Source organism: Nocardioides sp. NPDC054178 (assembly GCF_055585005.1).
This window is the reverse complement of the sequence record NZ_JBVJKY010000002.1, coordinates 588,706-608,497: the sequence shown is the minus strand read 5'-3', so window position 1 is coordinate 608,497 and position 19,792 is coordinate 588,706. Positions and strand designations below refer to the sequence as shown.

The following is a 19,792-nucleotide window of genomic DNA, read 5'->3' as shown; positions in this document are numbered from 1 at the left end:
TCCAGCCTCTGCGGTCATCCGGCCAGGTTCTGTCCGCTTTCGAAAATTTCTTCCGAGATCGGGTTTAGAAGTCCGCGGAGCGGGTAAGAGGGGGATGGCGCGGCGTCGGTCGGCTCGAGGAGGGGGCGAGCCGACCGGCGTGCGGGCGCGATCCAGGTTCGCGGATAATCAGGCCACGAACTGACCGCAATGACACCTAAGGTCGGACTCATGAGCGAGCCTCAGCGAGCGACAATCAGCCTCGGCCCGTCGCGTCCGTGTCCGTGCCTCCCGACGGAGGCGACGGAATGAGCACGAGCGCCCGGATGCTGCAGCTCCTCTCCTTGCTGCAGACCCACCGGTTCTGGCCCGGCACGGAGCTGTCCGTACGCCTCGAGGTCAGCGACCGGACGCTGCGGCGCGACATCGAGCGGCTGCGCGATCTCGGTTACGACGTGGACGCCACCCGCGGGGTGGCCGGCGGCTACCAGCTGCGGGCGGGCAACGCGCTGCCCCCGTTGCTCCTCGACGACGAGGAGGCGGTCGCGATCGCCGTCGGGCTGCGCACCGCCGCCGCCGGCCTGGTCGCGGGGATGGGGGACACCTCCGCCCAGGCGCTGGGCAAGGTCGTCGCGCTGATGCCGCCCCGGCTGCGGCGGCGGATGGACGCGGTCACCTCGCAGACCGACTCGCTCCCCTGGGGTGGCCGGGTCCCGCTGGACGCGGGGGTGCTCGGCATCCTGGCGCAGGCGTGCCGCGACGACGAGGCGCTGACGTTCACCTACCAGGCGCCCGGGGCCGAGCCGACCCAGCGGCGCGTGGAGCCCCACCGGCTGGTGACGCTCGGCAACCGCTGGTATCTCCTCGCCTACGACCGGGTCCGCCAGGACTGGCGCTCCTTCCGCGTCGACCGGGTCAGCGACCCGATGACCACCGGCCAGGTGTTCCGCCCACGGGAGATCCCCGGCGGGGACGCGGCGACGTACGTGCAGGCGGGGATCCGCTCGCGCCCGGCAGCCCACGACGTCAGCGTCCGCTTCGGCGTCGAGCCCGACGTGGTCGCGCGGCAGGTGGGGCGCTGGGGTGAGGTCGAGCCCGCCGAGGGTGGCTGCCGGCTGCGCATGCAGGTCGACGATCTGAGCTGGCCGATGATGATCCTCGCCGGCGTCGACGCCGACTTCACGGTCGAGCAGCCCACCGAGCTTGCCGAGCTGGTCGAGCAGGCGGGGCAGCGGTTCGTCCGCTCAGGCGCCGTTGCGCCCTAGCCACTCCTCGCGCAGGAGCCCGTAGACCACCAGATCCCGGCGCTCGCCCGGATAGGCCTGCGCGCCGCGCATGGTGCCCTCGTGGGTGAACCCGAGGCGCTCGGCGACCGCGCGGCTGCGCTTGTTCATGACCGAGGTGTCGATGATCGCCCGGGCGATGTCGTACTCGTTGAAGAGGGTGTCCAGCAGCGCCGAGACGGCCCGAGTGACCAGGCCGCGGCCCTCGTAGGCCTCGCCCAGCCAGTAGCCGATCGTGGCCGACTTCTCGTAGAGGTTGATCCGCGCGGTGGTGGCGCCGGCGACCTGGCCGTCCTGGCGGATGACGCACGGGACCGCCTCGCCCTTCACCCACTGGTTGAGCAGGTAGGTGCCGAAGCCGGCGACGCTCAGCATGGTCTGGTTGCCGTGCGCCCACGGCTCCCACTCGCGAAGGTGGTCGAGGTTGGCGTTGATGAGCCCGTGGACGGCGAAGTCGGTCGATCGGTCACGCAGGACCATCTCCGCGCCGTTGCCGAGGTCGATGCTGAACAACTGATCTCCTACCGTGCCGGACCGGGACCTGGAGCGTAGCCGCCCTGCAACGCCTCCAGGATCAGCGTGCCGTACGCCCGCATCTGGGCCAGCACCGGGATGACCTCGCCCTGGAAGCGGCAGATGACCGCGTAGGCCGCCTGCCGGCCACCGGCCTCGAGCAGCCCGACCTCGGCCCGGACACCGTCGTCGGTGCCGGTCTTGCTCCATACGCGCAGGTCACCGGCCGGATCGGTCGGGGATGGATCGGTGTGGGCGAGCGGGTCCAGCCCGAAGGCGGCGGAGACCATCGATAGGTCCGCGGACGGCGCCAGCCAGGACAGGACGGTCGGGTGCGGCGTACGGAAGTAGGCGACCCAGTCGGCGGCGCAGCCGATGGAGAGCCTCGGCGGGTCCTCGGGCTCGCGTACGTCCCGGACCGAGTCGTTCAGCATCGACCCGCCCGCGGCCAGCCGCCGGGCGACGGCCTGGACCGGAGCGAGACCGACGTGGCCGAGGAGCACGTTGGTGGCCAGGTTGTCCGAGACCGCGCCGACCAGCCGGGCGCAGTCGTTCAGCGTCAGCGCGGGGGCGTCGAGGTGCTGCCACAGGCCGCTGTCGCCGACCGGCTCGACGCTGTCCTTGCGCAGCATCAACGGCCCGAGCGCCGGGTCCTCGTCGAGCAGTTCGGCGAGGTGGTGCAGCAGGAAGATCTTGGCGACGCTCGCGGTGGGCAGCAGCTGGTCCGGGGCGGACTCGACGAGGGTCTCACCGGTGCCGGTGTCGACCGCGAGGATCGACCATTCCGTCCGTGAACTCATGCTCATGGAGCCTAGACAGAGGTGGAGGACTGATCCTCACGCAGCTCGCCGACGACCTGGATCTTCTGCCAGATCTTGCGGGAGAGGTCGACGGTGAGGCCCTCGACGGTGCTGACCGTGTCCAGGACGACGTTGTCCTGGGAGTCCTCGGCGCACAGCGCGGCCGTCTTGCCGACGAGGCTGAGCAGCTCGGAGCAGTACTCCAGGTAGTGGATCAGCTGGTCGGCGTCGAGGGTGAGCTTGACGCTGGCCGCGGTCTCCTTGAACCCCGTACGCAGCCGCTCGGGGTCCTTGGTGAGCTGGTGCATGTCGATGATGTGGGCCAGCGAGCGCAGCCGGTGCAGCAGCTTCAGCGCGCGCGACCTCAGCAGCCGCTCGGGGATCGTGTAGAGGAAGAAGATCGCGACCGCGGCGAAGATGAGGTCGTTGACGGTGCTCTCCATCAGCGGCAGCCACTGGACGCCGGTGAGCGTCTCGTCGCCGAACGCCGTCGCGAGACCCCAGACGATGGCGGCCAGCGTCAGCGCGAGGACGGCCAGGATCAGCACGCGCGAGATCGCGCGCGTCCAGGCCAGCCGTCGCCGAAGCCGTTCCCCGACGCCGGAGGACTCCCTGATCAGACCCGCCAGCTCCTCGGCGACCTTCACCAAGCCCCGGTCGGGGAAGCGGGCCGCGATCCGTCCGTGCAGCGTCTCGACGGTCGTCAGCACCATCTCCGACTCGAGTCTCTCCAGTCCCACGGTCGGACCCTATCGGGTGGGTACGGGAAAGGTACGGGAGTTCCGGGACCTGCACCGCCTTTACCGTGCTGCCCATGAATGTCATCCGCAAGCTCGCCGTCATCACGGCTGCCGCCGCCGTCGCCGTCTCCTCGGTCGTCGGGGTCTCCATCGCCACCGCCCCCGAGGCGCAGGCGGCGAGCTGCTCGACCAAGACCGTGAAGCTCGGCAGCAAGGGCACCTGCGTCAAGGAGCTGCAGCGGCGCCTGGGCGCGCTGAGTGCCGACGGTGTCTTCGGCGCCGGCACCCGGAACCGCGTACGTTCCTTCCAGGCCGATACCGGACTCTCCGCCGACGGGGTCGTGGGCAGGAAGACCTGGGCCAAGCTCAACCGCTACGGCACCGCCGTCGCCTGGGTTGCCGGGGGCACCCTGTTCGCCTGCAGGAAGAGCTCCACCGAGATGTACTTCTCGTTGTGGAACAACACCGGCAAGCACGCCCAGTGGGAGTACAAGGTCACCGGCGGCACCTACTACGCCAACAGGACCACCACGAAGAACACGATCAGGCGACTCACCTTCGACAGCCGGGAGACCAGCTTCAACGCGCTGAAGCTCGGCGTCTGGGTCGGGTACGTCGACCCCGGGCACTACAAGTCCACCACGAAGGTGCGCGACTACAAGCGCTCCTCGCTGCGGACCTGCGCCTGACGCATCGCGCCTGACGTACGTCGCCTACCGCCCGGTCCCTGGTGGCCGCGGCGGTAGGCTCGCCGCTGTGCCCGCACGACTCAAGCCCGCCCCGGCCGCCGAGGTCTCCGCAGCGCTGGAACGGTTGACGGGATCGGCGGAGAAGGCCGACCTGCGACTCCTCACCAAGCACTTCCTCGCCCTGCTCGAGCAGCGCGCGCCGGGCAAGAGCGTCGAGGTGCGCGTCCCGCCCTATGCCGCGGCGCAGGTCATCGAAGGCGTACGCCACACCCGCGGCACCCCACCGGCCGTGATCGAGACCGACGCGACCACCTGGATCGCCCTCGCCACCGGGGCGATGACCTGGTCCGACGCCGTCGATCAGGCCCGGGTCAAGGCCTCGGGAGAACGCACCGACCTGTCGGCGTACCTGCCCTTGAGCCGGTAGTCCGGTAGCGAACTGTCCAAATACTCACCAGTAATAGACAGTTCGCTACCGGACTACCCCGCCGACCTTCGGGACTTATCCACAGGAGCCAGAAAACGGGATGCCAGGGTGCCGGTTGACGCGCACGCTGGCGGCATGGTGAAGCGAGCAGAGCATTTCGGGCCGCCGCGATGGTCAGCGGAGCGGCCACACGTGGTGATGCCGATGGCCCTAGACCTCACAGGGCGGGCGGGACCCACAACCGGGCAGAGCCGCGGTCGAAGATGGAGGCGGGTCTGGCGTGGGCTGTACGTTCCGGCGAGCGTCGATCCGTCCGACGCACAGCAGAGGGTGTTGGAGGCTGCGGTCCTGTCGCCTAACACGGGCGCAGTGACGGGATGGGCAGCGTACGCATGGGCCGGTGCGAAGTGGTTCGCCGGGATGGGCGAGGCGCGGCCGGTGACGTTGGCGACGTACGGTCACAAGCTCCTCACCCAGCCTGGCCTTGCGGTCTCGGCCGAACGGATGCCGCCGCAAGAGCGTCGCTGGATCGACGGGCTGCCGGTCACGAGTCCCGCCAGGTCGATCGTCTTCGAGATGCGGTATTCATCGGACGTACGTGACGCGGTGCGATGGCTCGACCTGGCGATGGCGAGCGACCATGTCAGTCAGAACGAAGCGGCAGCGTACATATCGACGCTGAACGGCTGGACTGGTGTCGGGATGGCTCGGGAGGCGATCGTCCTGGCTGACGAGAACGTCTGGTCGCCGAGGGAGGTCGACCTACGACTCCTGTGGCGGATCGATCTCGGGCTCACCGCGCTGGTATGTAATCGTCCGGTCTTCGATCTCGAGGGTCGGCACATCGGGACCCCCGACGTACTCGATCTCGAAGCCGGTGTCGTGGGGGAGTACGACGGCAAGCTCCATCTGGAAGGCAAGCGGAGGGCCGTCGACATCCAACGCGAGGGTCTGTTCCGTGCAGCAGGGCTCGAGTACGTCACCATGGTCTCTCGCGACATCGGCGACCCGAACGGGTTCCTCCGCCGCACCCTGGAGGCGAGATCTCGTATGCGTCGGATCGCCGTCGCCGACCGCCGTTGGACGATCGATCCGCCCCGTTGGTGGACCCCCACCCACACCGTCGAACAGCGCCGAGCGTTGAACGACGTGCAGCGGGAGCGCTTCGTGGCGAATCGGGCGGGGTGAGGAGTGCACGTCGGGGTAGTCCGGTAGCGAACTGTCCATATACCCGCCAGTAATAGGCAGTTCGCTACCGGACTACCCGACGTCCGCGCCCGCCCAGATAATCTCGCCCTATGAGCCACTCCACCGAAGACATCAAGGCCCGTGTAGACGACCTCTTCCCCGGGATCCGCAAGGACCTCGAGGACCTGGTGCGGATCGAGTCCGTCAGCGCGGACCCCGAGCGCCTGAGCGAGGTCGAGAAGAGCGCGGAGAAGACCCGCGACCTCTTCGCGGCCGAGGGCTTCGACGTGGAGATCGTGCGCGCCTTCGACGGCGCCCCGCCGGCCATCGTCGGGGAGAAGAAGGGCCCCGAGGGTGCCCCGACGGTGCTGCTCTACGCCCACCACGACGTCCAGCCGGAGAACGACCACAGCGACTGGGACACCCCGCCGTTCGAGCCCACCGAGGTCGGCGACCGGCTCTACGGTCGCGGTGCGGCCGACGACAAGGCCGGCATCGCGGCCCACATCGGTGCCGTCCGGGCTCTTGCCAGCCTCGACGAGAACGGTGACCTTCCCGTCACGGTGCGCCTCTTCATCGAGGGCGAGGAGGAGGTCGCCTCCGCGACGCTTCCCGAGCTGCTCGGCAAGTACCAGGACAAGCTGAGGGCCGATGTCATCGTCATCGCCGACTCCGGCAACTGGGACATCGGCGTCCCGGCGCTGACGACGTCGCTGCGCGGCCTGATCCGCGTCGACGTCGAGCTCCGCACCCTGGGTCACGCCGTCCACTCCGGCATGTGGGGCGGGCTGGCCCCCGACGCGATCATGGCGCTCGTACGCCTCCTCAACACCCTCTGGGACGAGGACGGCGCTCCCGCGGTCGAGGGCCTGGTCTCCGGGAAGGCGGCCGACGTCGACTACCCCGAGGAGCGGCTCCGCGCCGAGTCCGGTGCGATCGCCGGCCTCCAGTGGGTCGGCAAGGGAAGCGCCGTCGAGCGGATGTGGACGCAGCCGGCGATCACGATCACCGGTCTGGACGCCCCCAAGGTCGACGGCGCCTCCAACACGCTCTCCCCGAGCGCGCGGGCCAAGGTCACGATCCGGATCGCCCCGGGCGACTCCGGCGAGAACGCCGTCGCCGCGCTCACCCAGCACCTGGAGAAGCACGTCCCGTGGGGTGCCCAGCTGACCACCAAGGTCGTCGACACCGGTGAGCCGATCGCCCTGGACGCGACGGGTCCGGCCTACGACGCCGCCCGTGCCGCCTTCACCGAGGCCTGGGACGGCACCGCCCCGATCGACATGGGCGTGGGCGGCTCGATCCCGTTCATCGCGGAGTTCCTCGAGGCGTTCCCGCAGGCCAGTGTGCTGGTCACGGGCGTCGAGGACCCCGACACCCGCGCCCACGGCGCCAACGAGGGCCTCCACCTCGCCGAGTTCCGGAAGGTCGTCGTCGCCGAGGCGCTGCTGCTCCAGAAGCTGGGGAGCCGCTGACCGTTCACCGAGTCACCTCGGTGGGGTGGCACTGCCTTCGTGGAGTTCCGCGAGGGCAGTGCGCGTTCACCGAGCTACCTCGGTGAACATCCACCCCTAGACCCCCGGCAGCGTCAGCGCCACCCGGGTGCCCTCGCCAGGGCGTGAGTCGAGCTCGACCAACCCGTGGTGGCGCCTGGTGATCTGCTCGACCAGCGTCAGCCCGAGCCCAGCTCCGCGCGATCCACCCAGCGCGGAGTTGGAGCCTCGGTAGAACGGGTCGAAGACCTCCGGCTGCTCCTCGTAGGCGATCCCGACACCGGCGTCGGCGACGATGATCGTGACCTCGCTGCCGGCGCTGTAGAGCATCACCTGCACCCGCGAGCCCCGGTAGCTGTAGGTCAGCGCGTTCTTCACCAGGTGCAGGAACGCGGCACGCAGCTCGCGCGGGTCACCGACGACGTACGCCGGCCCGGTCGGGGTCGTCAGGACGCACTCGATGTCCTTCTGGGCTGCGTCGGGATCGAGCTCGTCGAGCACGTCGTCGAGCATCTCGGAGACCTCGATGGTGGTCTCGCCGGGTGCGTTGGCAGGGTCGCGGATCCGGGACAGGAGCAGCAGGTCGCTGACGATACCCTCGATCTGGGCGCTGCGTACGGTCAGCGTCTCCACCTGGACGATCCACGGCAGGGTGTTGACCTGCTCGCCGGCCAAGGCGTTCAGCGACGTGCCGAGCGCGTTCACCGGGATCCGCAGCTCGCGGGCGACGGCCTCGATCAGCCGGTTGCGTTCGCGGTCGGCGTGGGCGAGCTGCTGGGCGAGGTCGCGCTCTTGGGTGTAGGCGTTGGCGGTGAGCACGATGCGGCCGAAGTCGCGGCCCAGCTCCATCGCCAGCCGGCCCTCCGCGTCGGTCCAGGTGGGCCGCCCGGGGGAGCGGAGCAGGACGATGTGGCCGAGCCACTCGTGGTCGGCGCCGACCGGCACGACCAGAGCGCTGTCCGCGCCCAGGCTCTCGAAGAACTTGCTGGCCACGGCGGCCTGTTCGCTCCACTCCGAGGAGTCCGTGATCCGCTCGCGGCACAGGATCGAGTAGGTGCCCTCCACCCAGTAGCGGGAGGTGTTTCGGGAGGTCAGCGCGGCCAGGCCCGGGTCGGGGTCCCATTCGAGGCCCGGGGTCGCATGCACGACCATCTCGCGGCGGGGTCCCTTGGTCGCCATCCAGATGCCGTCGGCGCCCAGACCGCGGATCAGCGCGTCGTGGCTGGCGTCGAGGACCTCGGCGATGCTGAGCTTGGAGCTGGCGTCGCGCAGGAGCTCCTTGGCCGTCTCGAGGTTCGCGGCGCGCTCGTAGAGACGCTCGCGCTCGAGGTAGCCGCGGACGACCCGCTGGGCCCGCTTCGCGAACCGGTTGAGCACCCGGCGCTGGGTGAAGTCGGGCCGGCGGCCGCTGATCGGCATGTCGACCGAGAGGCAGCCCTGGATGGAGCCGTCGTCACCGAGGATCGGCGCGATCAGCATGTCGTGCGGGTGCCAGGCGTCGGCGGCGTCGATCATGTTGGTGGTGGAGACCCAGCTGCCCTCGTGAAGGTTCACCCGCTCGTGGGGGATGAACCGCCAGGCGCCCCAGTTCTCGCCGCGAGCGAGGTTGTCGCGCAGGTCGGAGAGGGCCCACCGCGTGCCGAGGATCTCCTCCGCCGTCTCCCGTCGGCCGTGCGCGTTCAGGCCGCTGATGAAGCCGTGGACCGCGACCACCTCGAGCTCGTCGCCGCGGACCACGTTGATCGCGGAGATGCCGAAGCCGAGCAGCTCGCAGATGCCCTCGGAGATCATCTGGAGCGCGGGATCTGCCACCGGCAGCGACGGCCTGCTCGGCGTGCTCGCAGGCACGTCGAGGGCATCGACTGACTGTGGTGGGGGCATCCTTGCTCTCAGGTAGGTCGGTCAGGGCAGGTGTTGCAACAGCGTGGCAGTCCTGAGGACCTGGGCACCACGGAGTGTTGCACGAAACGCGCGCGCTGTGCAGCCGTTGGCGTCCGTCTCGACCAGATTGTGACGTTTGGTTAACCCAGCGAGGTGGCGTCGTTGGCCAACGGAAGGACGAGGGAGACGCGGGTGCCGGTGCCGGGCTCCGAGCGCAGCGTGACGCGGCCGTCGTGGCGGCGCGCGACGCGGTCGACGATGCTGAGCCCGAGGCCGACACCCTTCCGGCCGCCGATCGCCTGGCTGGACCCGCGGTAGAACTCGGTGAAGACCTGGATCTGCTCGGCCGCGGGGATGCCGACGCCGTTGTCGGTCACCGAGATCGCGGCCTCGCTCGCGCTCTCCACGATGTAGAGCCGCACGTGGCCACCACGGTGGGTGTAGACGAGCGCGTTGTCGACCAGCCGGAGGATCGCCGCCTTGATCTCGCTGCGGTCGCCCAGGACGTAGACGCTGCGGGGCGGCACATCGATGCTCACCTCGATCCCACGCTTCTCGGACTCGTACGTCCTCTGCTCGAAGATCTCCTGCAGGAGGGAGGTCAGGTCGACGTGGGTCAGCGTCGGCCGCGACATGGGGTCGGAGAAGCGGGAGAACAGGAGCAGGTCGTCGACCATCGCGACCAGCTGGTCGGACCGGCTGATCAGGTTGCCGACCTGCTGGAACCAGGTCGGCGAGCCGCGGTCCTCGTGACGCATCGCGTCGATGCCGGTGGTGAGGGCGGTGAGCGGGCTGTGCAGCTCCTGCGCGACGGACTCGATCAGCCGGCTGTGCACCTTGTCGGCGGTGGCGAGCCGCTGGGCCAGGTCGCGCTCCTGGGTGTAGGCGTTGGAGGTGAGGACGATGCGGCCGAAGTCCCGACCGAACTCCATCGCCAGCCGTCCCTCGGCATCGGTCCATCGTGGCCGGCCGGCGCCACGTACCAGCACGAGGTGACCCAGCGCCGTCGTCTCCACGCCGATCGGCACGACCAGGAGCGAGTCGGCCCCGACGGCATCGAGGAACTCGATGCCGATCCTGGCGAACATCTTCCGCTCGGCATCACCGTGGCGCAGGGTGTTGAGGAGCAGGTCCCGGTTGACGATGGCGTGCTGGCCCGCGTGCCACAGCCGGGTGGCCTGGTAGGCCTGCCCCGCGGCGATGTTGTTGGTGTCACTGGCGTTCCAGCCCAGACCGGGCGAGGCATAGGCCACGGACCCGCCCTCGCCGTCCTGTGCCTGCACGTAGAGACCGTCGGCGTCGAGACCGCGGCTCATCGCCTCCTGGGTGGCCTCGAGCACCCCGGTGAGACCGAGCTGGGAGTTGGCCTCGCGCAGGAAGCTCTGGGCCTCGAGCAGGTTGTTGGCCCGCTCCTCGAGGTATTCGCGCTGCAGGCTCAGCAGCACCGCCCGTCGCGCCTGGCGGGCGAACCGGTTGAGGATCCGCTGCTGGCGCCGCCCGGGCCTGCGGCCGTTGGTCGGACGGTCGATCGACAGTACGCCGACGAGCTCCCCGTTCTCGTCGTAGAAGGGGGCCAGGAGCTCGTCGAGCCGATGCCAGTCCTGCGGGTCCTTCAGGATGTCCTCGTCGGTGTCGGGGACCCAGTAGCCCTCCGCCTCGCCGATGGTGTTCTTCTCATGCGGGACGAACTTGATGTCGCCCCAGTCCACCGACATGTCCAGCAGGTCGGTGACGACCGAGACCGGGAACCGGGTGCCGAGCATCTCGGCGACGGTCATCTCGCCCTCGACGGTGTGACCGGTCTCGTCGCCGTACGCGGCGACGATCTCGAACTCATCACCTCGGCGGATGTTGATGACGGCGGCACCGAAGCCGACGAGCTCGGTGACACCCTCCGCGATCAGCTGCAGACCGGGGTCCGGGGACGGGTACGCCCCGGAGGCGCGGGACGGCGCGTCCGGACCCTCTGAGGGCGTACTGGTCATGGAGTTCTCCGCCGAGATGGAAATGCAACCCGTTACCGTTGCGTAAGGTTAAACAATGGGCAGCGTCACACGGAATGTGCTTCCCGCGCCAGGGGTCGAGTCGACGGATATCAGTCCGCCGCGGCGACTGACGATTCGAGACACGATCGTCAGGCCGAGGCCCGTGCCTGGCTGTTTGAGCGCTGTGGGGTTGGTCGAACGGAAGAACTCGGTGAAGAGCCGGTCCTGATCCTCCGGCGAGATCCCGAGGCCGTGGTCGGTCACCCGGAGCTCGAACCAGCCGGGGCTGGTGCGCGTGCTCACGATGACTTGACCGCCCTCGGGACTGTACTTGATCGCGTTGGTGACCAGGTTGATCACCACCCGGTCGAGATCGCCCGGGGCGAGGGTCACGTAGACGTCGTCGGACGGCATCTCGAAGACGAGCTCGTGGGCGTCGCTGGTGGGCATCTCGGCGCTGAGCTGGCTGTGGACCTCCTCGAGCACGGACGCGACCTGGATCGGCACCGTGGTCGGCAGGTGGTCGGGGTCGGAGACCTTCGACAGCATCGCCAGGTCGGCCACGATCTTCTCGGTGCGGTCCCGGTTGCGCGTCAGCGCGGTCAACACCTCGGCGTACTCCTCCTCCGACTCCGCGTAGGGCAGCGACTCGATGTTCCACCGGAACGCGGAGAGGGGGTTCTTCAGCTCGTGGGCGACCGTCGCGATCAGCCGGCTCTTGTGGGCCTCGAGCTCGCGCAGGGAGTCGACCGCCGCCTTCTGGCGCAGGTAGGCCCTGGAGTTGTGGACCACGCGGCCGAAGTCGCGGCCGAGGTCGGCGGCGGTGATCAGCTCGAGCTCGCTCCAGTGGGGCTTGTCGGGACCGCGGCCGAGGAGCATCGCGCCGTACCACGTCTGGCCGGAGCCGATCGGGACCCCGACGATCGAGCCGACCTTGTAGTGGCGGATCCACTCGGTGATCCGCTGCTGCGCCTCCGGGTCGGGGTGCGGCAGCCGCTCGGCGCCGTCGGGGGTCTGCACGGTGATGCTGCGCTGGTCCCAGAGGTATTGCCCGTAGTCGACCATGAACGGGCTGGTCAGGTCACCGATCGGGAGCTTGAAGTCCTCCCGGTAGACCTTGGTGCGGATGCCCCTGCCGCCAGGCTTGGACATGTGCAGCCAGAAGTCGGTCAGGTCGAGCACGTCGACCAGCCCCGTGCTCAGCGAGTTGAGGATCTCGTCGGGGTCGAGCTCGCGCCCGGCGCGGCGGATCACGTCGCGGGCGGCCTCGGCGAGGCGTACCTGCTCGGAGAGCTCCTCACGCTCGAGGGCGAGCAGGATGGCGCGCTGCGCCTGCACCGCGTGGCGGCCGAGCACGGCGCGCTTCTCCGGGTTGGGGCGGAGGCCGTCGGTCGGTACGTCGACGATCAGGGTCCCGCGGAGTCTGCCGGCGTCGTCGCGCAGCGGCGCGACCAGCAGGTCGAGCGGGTTCCAGGCGCCGGCGGCGTCGATCGGGGTCATCGTCGGGATCCAGCCGTACACGTCGGCGTTCGGGTCCAGCCGCTCCGCCGGGACGAACTTGAAGATGCCCCAGTCGTCGGCCCGAGCCAGCTCGGCCTCGAGGCGCTCGATCGGGGTCACCGTGCCGAGCAGGTCGGCGCGGGCGGAGTCCTGGCCCGAGACCACCACCATGTGGAGGTGACCGTCAGCGCGCGCGACGCTGATCGTGGCCATCTCGAAGCCCGCCAGGGCGGTCAGGCTGTCGGCGATGAGCTGGAGGTCGGAGAGATCCTCGCCAGGGGTGAGCAGACCACCGATCTCGGCCAGGTCGGTCGTGATCGTGGTCATCGTCGTGGTGAGGTCGCTTCTGGCGCGTTTCCCGCCCAACGGTGGTGGGGCGAATCCCGGCGGCACCGTCAGTCGGTGACCGCCGGCGGGCTTGGGCGCTGGAGAAGTCATCGGATCGATTATCCGGGATGTCGGTCCCGTGCGGTAGGGCAGACGTGGATCGTTCTTTACATTCATGATTCCGAGACGTTCATGTGACCACCCTTACAGGACTGTCAAGGGTTCGCTGATCGCCTGCGTACGCCCTTACACTCGATGCCGTGGTCAACCTCACCAGCTCAGGTAGGCACGTGTCCCGACGCAAGGGTGGCGACGGCCGGCTCACCGCCGCCCTCGACCCCCACGACCAGGGTCCCCAGGACCACTGCGGGGTCTTCGGTGTGTGGGCGCCGGGCGAGGACGTCGCGAAGCTGACGTACTTCGGCCTGTACGCGCTGCAGCACCGTGGCCAGGAGTCGGCGGGTATCGCGGTCAGCAACGGACGCCAGATCCTGGTCTACAAGGACATGGGCCTGGTCAGCCAGGTCTTCGACGAGCCGACCCTCGAGTCGCTCAAGGGCCATGTCGCCATCGGCCACGCCCGCTACTCCACCACCGGCGCCTCGGTGTGGGAGAACGCCCAGCCGATCTTCAAGCCGACGCCGGACGGCTCCGTCGCCCTCGGCCACAACGGCAACCTGATCAACGTCGCCGAGATGCGCTCGGCCGTCGAGGCGCTGCCCGAGCACTCCGAGGGCCGCCACGCCCCGGTCTCGACCAACGACACCTCGCTGCTCACCGAGCTCCTCGCCTACCACCCCGACTCCTCCCTGGAGGCGCGCGCGCTGGAGGTGCTGCCGACGATCAGCGGCGCCTTCTCGCTGGTGTGGATGAACGAGGACACCCTGTTCGCCGCGCGCGACCCGCAGGGCATCCGCCCGCTGGTGCTCGGCCGTCTCGACCGTGGCTGGGTGATCGCCTCCGAGGACGCCGCGCTGGCCACCGTCGGCGCGAGCGTGGTCCGCGAGGTCGAGCCGGGCGAGATGATCATCATCGACGAGTCCGGCCTGCGCTCGGTGCGGTTCGCCGAGGCCGACCGCAAGGGCTGCGTCTTCGAGTACGTCTACCTCGCCCGCCCCGACGCCAACATCGCCGGCCGCAACGTCCACGAGTCCCGCGTCGAGATGGGCCGCGAGCTGGCTCGCGAGTTCCCGGTCGACGCCGACCTGGTCATCCCGGTGCCCGAGTCCGGCATCCCCGCCGCGACCGGCTACGCCCTGGAGAGCGGCCTGCCGTTCGGGCAGGCGTTCGTGAAGAACGGCTACGTCGGGCGCACCTTCATCCAGCCCTCCCAGACCCTGCGCCAGCTCGGCATCCGGCTCAAGCTGAACGTGCTCGAGCACATGGTGCGCGGCAAGAAGGTCGTCGTGGTCGACGACTCGATCGTGCGCGGCAACACCCAGCGCGCCCAGGTGCGGATGCTGCGTGAGGCCGGCGCCCTCGAGGTCCACGTGCGGATCTCGTCGCCGCCCGTCAAGTGGCCGTGCTTCTACGGCATCGACTTCGCCACCCGCGCCGAGCTGATCGCCAACGGTCTCTCCGTCGACGAGATCGCCGCCTCGGTCGGTGCGGACTCGCTCGGATACATCTCCCTCGACGGGATGATCTCGGCGACCCGGCAGGAGCGCAGCGCGCTCTGCACGGCCTGCTTCACCGGCGAATACCCCGTAGAGCTGCCCGACGAGAGCATGCTCGGCAAGCACCTCCTCGAGGTCTCGCTGCAGTCCCCGACCGAGGGCAAGGCCCTGCCGGTCCTGAACAACCCGTGATCGGAGATCCACCAGTGACCCAGAGCCAGAACGCGTACGCCGCAGCAGGTGTCGACATCCACGCCGGCGACCGCGCCGTGGATCTGATGAAGGTCTGGATCGAGAAGTCCCGGCGCCCCGAGGTGCTCGGCGGGGTCGGTGGCTTCGCCGGTCTCTTCGACGCCTCGGCCCTGAAGGCGTACGAGCGGCCGCTGCTGGCCACCTCCACCGACGGTGTCGGCACCAAGGTCGCGATCGCGCAGGCGCTGGACAAGCACGACACGATCGGTTTCGACCTGGTCGGGATGGTCGTCGACGACCTGGTCGTCTGCGGCGCCGAGCCGCTGTTCATGACCGACTACATCGCCACCGGGAAGGTCGTCCCCGAGCGCGTCGCGGCGATCGTCAAGGGCATCGCGGAGGCCTGCGTCGAGGCCGGCTGCGCGCTGGTCGGCGGCGAGACCGCCGAGCACCCGGGCCTGCTCGCGGCCGATGAGTACGACGTGGCCGGTGCGGCCACCGGCGTCGTCGAGGCCGACAACCTGCTGGGTGCCAACCTGGTGAAGGCGGGCGACGTCGTCCTCGCGATGGAGGCCTCCGGCCTGCACTCCAACGGCTACTCCCTGGTTCGCCACGTGCTCCTCAACTCCGGCGCCTACACGCTCGACGCGCAGGTCGCCGAGCTCGGCCGTACGCTCGGCGAGGAGCTCCTCACCCCGACCCGCGTCTACGCCAAGGCCTGCCTGGAGCTGGCGCGCGGGACCCGCACGCACGCCATGTCCCACGTCACCGGCGGCGGCCTGGCCGCCAACCTGGAGCGGGTCATGCCGCCGGAGCTCTCCGCGCGCATCGACCGCACCACCTGGACCCCGGCGCCCGTCTTCGACCTCGTCCGCCGCACCGGCTCCATCGCGCTGGCGGACCTGGAGATGACGCTCAACTGCGGCGTCGGCATGGTCGCGCTGATCGACCCCGAGGACGTCGACGAGGCCGTACGCATCCTCGCCGGCCACGACATCCGCGCCTGGGCCGCCGGTGAGGTCACCGACACCCCGGGTGGCAAGGTCGAGCTGACCGGCTCCTACGCCGGCTGGATCGCCTGAGGCCTCACGACGGACGAAGGGCGCCGGAGCGACTGCTCCGGCGCCCTTCGGCGTCTCTCGGCGCTACTTCTTGAAGACCTGAACCACCGACGGCCGCGGACCCGCGAACTCACCCTCGGCGGCGGTGCCCTCGACGTAGTCGGGGAACAGCGAGTGCTGGTCGGCCCAGGAGCCGTCCTCGCCGGGGTGCTGGACGGCGACGAAGACCGAGCCGTCCTTGTCGTGGATGACCGGACCGCAGGTCTCGGCCTCGCGCGGGACCGACAGGAACTGCTGGACGTGGCCGCGCTCGCGTCCCTCCAGCGGGACCTTGAACAGACCGTCGCACTTCTGGATCGTGCTCGGTGCGCCGTCGGTGGAGATCCACAGGTTGCCCTCGGAGTCGAAGGCGACGTTGTCGGGGCAGGAGATCGGCGAGACCTTGTCGGTCGGGTAGCCGGCGAAGTAGGTCGACGTGTTGGTCGCCGGGTCCCCGGCGACCAGGAGCAGCGACCACGTGAACGTGCCCGCGGCCGCGTCGTTGCGGGCCTCGGTGATCTCGACGATGTGGCCGTCGCGGTTGGTGTTGCGCGGGTTGGGCTCGGTGGCCGACTCCTTGCCCACCTTGCCGCGGTCGGTGTTGTTCGTGCACGCGACGTACACCTTGCCGGTCTTCGGCGACGGCTGGACGTCCTCGCAACGGTCCATCTTGGTCGCGTTGACCTGGTCGGCGGCCAGCCGGGTGTAGACGAGCACGTCGGCCACGGTCATGCCCGGGATCCGGCTGGCACCGTTCAGCACCAGCGGCACCCACTGGCCGTAGCCGTCGAACTTGCCGTCGGCGGGAAGCGTGCCTGACCCGTCGATCTCGGCCGGGGCCGAGTCGCCGAAGAGACGTGCGACGTAGAGGTCGCCCTCGGTGAGCAGGTCGAGGTTGGCGGCCCGGTCGTTCGGGTCGTACTTGCCCTCGGAGACGAACTTGTAGAGGTAGTCGAACCGCTCGTCGTCGCCCATGTAGGCGACGGCGTGGCCGGACGCGGAGATCGTGACGTTGGCGCCCTCGTGCTTGAAGCGACCGAGGTTGGTGTGCTTGCGCGGCGTCGAGGTCGGGTCGGTGGGGTCGATCTCCACGATGTAGCCGAACCGGTTCGGCTCGTTCTCGTAGCCCGGCTTGCGGGCGTCCCAGCGGTCCTCGACGGTCTCGAAGCCGTACGTCGTCTTCGTCCCGCTCGCGAGGCCGTAGCGCTTGTCGCTCGCGCTGGTCCCGGCGGTCAGGAAGTAGCCGTTGAAGTTCTCCTCGCCGGTGAGGATCGTGCCCCACGGGGTGGTGCCGCCGGAGCAGTTGCCGACCATGCCGGAGATCTTCTTGCCGGTGGGGTCGTCGACCGTCTTGAGCAGGTCGGAGCCTGCCGCCGGCCCGGTGGCGGCGAATGTCGTGGTCGCCGTGATCCGGCGGTTCTTGGGGGCGCCCTGGACGTACGTCCACTTCTTGCCCTTGCCGGAACGCTTCAGCTCCACGATCGAGAAGCCGTGGGCGGCCATGGCGATCTTGACCTTCTCGGTCGCGTCGAGATCCGGCGGGAACATGATGCCGGCGTTGACGTACTCGTGGTTGTTGCAGAGCAGCGCCTTGGTGCCGGCGCTGTTGGTCACGATGATGTCGAGGTAGTCGGAGTTGTAGCCGAAGGCCAGCTCCTGCTTCGCGGCGGTCTGCGCGGACGCGTCGAAGGGCGTGCCACCAGCCAGGATCGGGTCGCCCCAGCGCAGGATCGGCTCCCAGGTGTAGCCGCGCGGCACGACGAGCTCGTCGACGGTGGCGTCTACCGGCGAGATGGGCGCGAAGGGAAGGTTGCCGGGCCGGCCACCGTTGCCCTTGGCCGCGATGCCACCCGAGGCGGCCGGACCGGTCACAGCGGCTGCGGCGGCGGGCGAGGTGGCGCCCAGGGCGATCGCGCCCGCGCTGATGCCCGCGAAGCCCAGCATCTTTCGGCGGCTGAACACCGAACCCGCGATGTCGCGGAAGTACTCGTTGTCGGAGGTGTTGGGCACGGGCTTGGCGCACGCGCTGTCGCACTTGAGGGCACAGGTCACGGCGCTGCGCTTGCCGCGCGTGTGGCCGCTCATGGGCAGCAGCGACAGCATGGTGCGGCGGCCGTCGCTGACGGCGGGGGCTCCTTCGTCGCTGCACGAGGGGCAGGCGGTGTCGGTCTGGATGTCGCTCAGTTCGCTCACTGCAGTTCCGTTCAAGACGCGTGGTGTCAGGTCTCCCGAGAATCGGAAGGGAGGCTATGCGCGGCGAGACAACCGTCCGGCCCCTCAATCTGTCGTCCTGGTGAACGGCGAATGACGAGTCAACAGGCTCAGATTCGTGTGACCTCAGTAACATTCGCTGCTAGCGAACGGATTTTCGACACCCCGGCGTGCGGTTTCTTGGCATGAACCGGTAGCGTTATCCCTACGAGAAACCTGTGAACAGCCCGGGACTATCCCGGCCAAGTGCGACGAGGGGGCTGGACCCTATGGGGCGCGGCCGAGCGAAAGCCAAGCAGACGAAGGTCGCACGCGACCTGAAGTACCGGACCTATGAGACGGACTTCGGGGCCCTTGCGCGCGAACTTCACGGTGATGAAGACACCAGTCAGAAGTCCGATCAGAAGCCGGACGACTACGACGACTGGTCGGACTACGACGCGGGATCCTCGCGCGACTAGGGCTTGTCGGCCAACGGCGGCAACGTCTTTGGTCGACATCCCCTCAGACCGATCGACCCCGGGTCGATCGGCTCAGGACAACCTCCCCGTGAGTGCCGTAGCCGGGTAGCCGGCCGCCGTGAGGCGTGCCGTCGAAGGCGACGTGCAACCACTCGTCCCCGACCGGGATCAGCGTGGGCCACGGAAGGTTCGAGACGTACTCCGACCGGAGCTCTGCGACCTCGTTGAGGTCCAGATCGAAGATCGGGTAGCGAGCACGGACGCGACGCGGATTGTCGCGTCCGTCGCTGGCGCCGACGACCACTGTGCCGTCCAGCGGGACGAGCGTGGTGCCCTCGGTGGCCGTGCGGTCGGTCCGTGCTGCCCGCAGGCTGAGCGCGTCCAGGCTCGGCCCGCCGGCGAGCACGGGGTGGAACTCGAAGTACCTCTCCGCGCTCACGTAGCCGACCAGCCACTCGCCGTCGTGGCGGACGAGATGGGGGTCCCAGACCCCGACCGACGTACTGTGCCCGGTCCCGGGGCTCTCCGTGGGCAGCGTCAGCGGGCTCGCGTCGAGAACGTGCTCGCCCGTGGTCAGGTCCTCGCGCGAGCGGGCGACGGTGACGCCGACGGGACTCCAGGGCTTGCTCGGATCCGTCTTGTCCGGCGCCTTGAACGAGGCCCACGTGCTCGTCGCGACCAGCCACTCGTCGCCGTCGCGCACCAGATGGGTCGCGTGGTCGCCCTGGACCAGCCCGTCGCGGCGGAAGTAGAGCGCGCCGCGACGGACGAGGTCGTACGTCACCGGGTCCAGCGACCACACCGAGGTGTGCGCCGTGGGGAAGAAGCCCGGCCCGGCGCTGGTGGCGGTGAGCAGCAGGGTGCCGTCCTCCTCGCGGAAGGGGGAGCCGTCGGCGTACGTCACCACCCGGATGTCGCGCAGGCCGAGCTGCCCGAAGGCGCCGGTGCGCACGTCGTCGGCCGAGCCTTCATGGTCCGCGGTCAGGCCGCTGAGCCACGACTCCGCACGCGGCTCGATCCCGACCTCGGAGAGATCGACCCGCGCTCTGGCGACCCACGCCCCGCTCGCCTCACAGGTCAGCGCGGTCAGCATCGTCCCGGTCAGCGTCAACGCGAACCGGCCGACCCCGCGGCCGGCCCTGCCGTGGCGCCGGCTCGCATGAGACGTACGCCGCGACCCGGTCGTCACCACGAGCGACACCCGCCGCCCGTCGTACGTCCCGGTGAGCACGTCCTCACCCGAGGTGAAGGTCAGCGAGACCGGGCCGTCACAGGCAACCTCGATCGCGGCGTTGGCCGCGGGCCGGGGGAAGCCGGTGGACTCGGCCGCGATCGTGACGGGGCGCTGGCGACGTACGACCTCGAATTCAGGAAACATCGGCTCCAGTCTTCCGGGCGCGTGGGCCG

General features: G+C 69.5%; 16 protein-coding genes. 8 read left to right on the top strand and 8 right to left on the bottom strand.

What is annotated here, in order from left to right; genetic code table 11:
• Positions 1-287 precede the first annotated feature (287 nt).
• A complete protein-coding gene (locus tag ACZ6WN_RS09650) occupies positions 288-1,244 on the top strand; it encodes a helix-turn-helix transcriptional regulator (protein ID WP_465864362.1) in 957 nt (318 codons plus the stop codon).
• Here the strand turns inward: ACZ6WN_RS09650 and ACZ6WN_RS09645 are convergent.
• From ACZ6WN_RS09645 to ACZ6WN_RS09635, 3 genes are read right to left on the bottom strand one after another with little or no spacing between them, the layout of a single operon-like run.
• Complete coding sequence (locus ACZ6WN_RS09645; RefSeq protein ID WP_465864360.1) at positions 1,224-1,775, bottom strand: GNAT family N-acetyltransferase; 552 nt, start codon at positions 1,773-1,775, stop codon at positions 1,224-1,226. The two genes, ACZ6WN_RS09650 and ACZ6WN_RS09645, sit on opposite strands and share 21 nt — an antisense overlap.
• An 8-nt stretch (positions 1,776-1,783) precedes the next feature.
• Positions 1,784-2,575, bottom strand: a complete 792-nt coding sequence (locus ACZ6WN_RS09640) for a serine hydrolase (protein ID WP_465864358.1) — start codon at positions 2,573-2,575, stop codon at positions 1,784-1,786.
• 11 nt (positions 2,576-2,586) lie between these two features.
• Complete coding sequence (locus tag ACZ6WN_RS09635) at positions 2,587-3,315, bottom strand: hypothetical protein (protein WP_465864356.1); 729 nt, start codon at positions 3,313-3,315, stop codon at positions 2,587-2,589.
• Positions 3,316-3,389: 74 nt separating this feature from the next.
• Between ACZ6WN_RS09635 and ACZ6WN_RS09630 the strand changes: the two genes are divergently transcribed.
• From ACZ6WN_RS09630 to ACZ6WN_RS09615, 4 genes are all read left to right on the top strand, one after another.
• A complete protein-coding gene (locus ACZ6WN_RS09630; RefSeq protein ID WP_465864354.1) occupies positions 3,390-4,004 on the top strand; it encodes a peptidoglycan-binding domain-containing protein in 615 nt (204 codons plus the stop codon).
• Positions 4,005-4,071: 67 nt separating this feature from the next.
• Positions 4,072-4,431, top strand: a complete 360-nt coding sequence (locus ACZ6WN_RS09625) for a sterol carrier family protein (protein ID WP_465864353.1) — start codon at positions 4,072-4,074, stop codon at positions 4,429-4,431.
• Between the two features lie 369 nt (positions 4,432-4,800).
• Positions 4,801-5,619, top strand: a complete 819-nt coding sequence (locus tag ACZ6WN_RS09620) for a hypothetical protein (protein WP_465864351.1) — start codon at positions 4,801-4,803, stop codon at positions 5,617-5,619.
• 110 nt (positions 5,620-5,729) lie between these two features.
• A complete protein-coding gene (locus ACZ6WN_RS09615) occupies positions 5,730-7,094 on the top strand; it encodes a M20/M25/M40 family metallo-hydrolase (protein WP_465864350.1) in 1,365 nt (454 codons plus the stop codon).
• A gap of 96 nt (positions 7,095-7,190) precedes the next feature.
• Here ACZ6WN_RS09615 and ACZ6WN_RS09610 read toward each other — a convergent pair whose 3' ends face one another.
• The 3 genes from ACZ6WN_RS09610 to ACZ6WN_RS09600 form a co-directional block, all read right to left on the bottom strand.
• Positions 7,191-8,960 carry an ATP-binding protein gene (locus ACZ6WN_RS09610; RefSeq protein ID WP_465864349.1) on the bottom strand — a complete coding sequence of 590 codons (1,770 nt, stop codon included), beginning with the start codon at positions 8,958-8,960 and terminating at the stop codon, positions 7,191-7,193.
• A 173-nt stretch (positions 8,961-9,133) separates the two neighbouring features.
• Entirely contained in the window at positions 9,134-10,978 is a 1,845-nt protein-coding gene (locus tag ACZ6WN_RS09605; protein WP_465864348.1) for a sensor histidine kinase, read from the bottom strand.
• Positions 10,979-11,026: 48 nt separating this feature from the next.
• Complete coding sequence (locus ACZ6WN_RS09600; RefSeq protein WP_465864347.1) at positions 11,027-12,916, bottom strand: sensor histidine kinase; 1,890 nt, start codon at positions 12,914-12,916, stop codon at positions 11,027-11,029.
• 179 nt (positions 12,917-13,095) lie between these two features.
• Here ACZ6WN_RS09600 and purF point away from each other — a divergent pair, with 179 nt between their 5' ends.
• Positions 13,096-14,613, top strand: a complete 1,518-nt coding sequence (purF, locus tag ACZ6WN_RS09595; RefSeq protein ID WP_465864345.1) for an amidophosphoribosyltransferase — start codon at positions 13,096-13,098, stop codon at positions 14,611-14,613.
• A 14-nt stretch (positions 14,614-14,627) separates the two neighbouring features.
• A complete protein-coding gene (purM, locus tag ACZ6WN_RS09590; RefSeq protein ID WP_465864343.1) occupies positions 14,628-15,695 on the top strand; it encodes a phosphoribosylformylglycinamidine cyclo-ligase in 1,068 nt (355 codons plus the stop codon).
• 63 nt (positions 15,696-15,758) lie between these two features.
• On the opposite strand, the gene ACZ6WN_RS09585 is transcribed toward purM, so the two are convergent.
• The gene (locus tag ACZ6WN_RS09585; protein ID WP_465864342.1) at positions 15,759-17,906 is read right to left on the bottom strand and encodes a PhoX family protein; all 2,148 of its coding nucleotides are present in this window, start codon (positions 17,904-17,906) and stop codon (positions 15,759-15,761) included.
• A gap of 287 nt (positions 17,907-18,193) precedes the next feature.
• Here ACZ6WN_RS09585 and ACZ6WN_RS09580 point away from each other — a divergent pair, with 287 nt between their 5' ends.
• Complete coding sequence (locus ACZ6WN_RS09580; protein ID WP_045551786.1) at positions 18,194-18,385, top strand: DUF3073 domain-containing protein; 192 nt, start codon at positions 18,194-18,196, stop codon at positions 18,383-18,385.
• A 43-nt stretch (positions 18,386-18,428) separates the two neighbouring features.
• Here the strand turns inward: ACZ6WN_RS09580 and ACZ6WN_RS09575 are convergent, their stop codons facing one another.
• Positions 18,429-19,763, bottom strand: a complete 1,335-nt coding sequence (locus ACZ6WN_RS09575) for a hypothetical protein (RefSeq protein ID WP_465864340.1) — start codon at positions 19,761-19,763, stop codon at positions 18,429-18,431.
• Positions 19,764-19,792: the final 29 nt, after the last annotated feature.

Excerpts from the sequence above, each read along its gene's own strand:
- ACZ6WN_RS09650 (WP_465864362.1), top strand. The coding sequence starts at position 288 with ATGAGCACGAGCGCCCGGATGCTGCAGCTCCTCTCCTTGCTGCAGACC.
- ACZ6WN_RS09640 (WP_465864358.1), bottom strand. The coding sequence starts at position 2,575 with ATGAGTTCACGGACGGAATGGTCGATCCTCGCGGTCGACACCGGCACC.
- ACZ6WN_RS09630 (WP_465864354.1), top strand. The coding sequence starts at position 3,390 with ATGAATGTCATCCGCAAGCTCGCCGTCATCACGGCTGCCGCCGCCGTC.
- ACZ6WN_RS09615 (WP_465864350.1), top strand. The coding sequence starts at position 5,730 with ATGAGCCACTCCACCGAAGACATCAAGGCCCGTGTAGACGACCTCTTC.
- ACZ6WN_RS09605 (WP_465864348.1), bottom strand. The coding sequence starts at position 10,978 with ATGACCAGTACGCCCTCAGAGGGTCCGGACGCGCCGTCCCGCGCCTCC.
- ACZ6WN_RS09600 (WP_465864347.1), bottom strand. The coding sequence starts at position 12,916 with ATGACTTCTCCAGCGCCCAAGCCCGCCGGCGGTCACCGACTGACGGTG.
- ACZ6WN_RS09580 (WP_045551786.1), top strand. The coding sequence starts at position 18,194 with ATGGGGCGCGGCCGAGCGAAAGCCAAGCAGACGAAGGTCGCACGCGAC.
- ACZ6WN_RS09575 (WP_465864340.1), bottom strand. The coding sequence starts at position 19,763 with ATGTTTCCTGAATTCGAGGTCGTACGTCGCCAGCGCCCCGTCACGATC.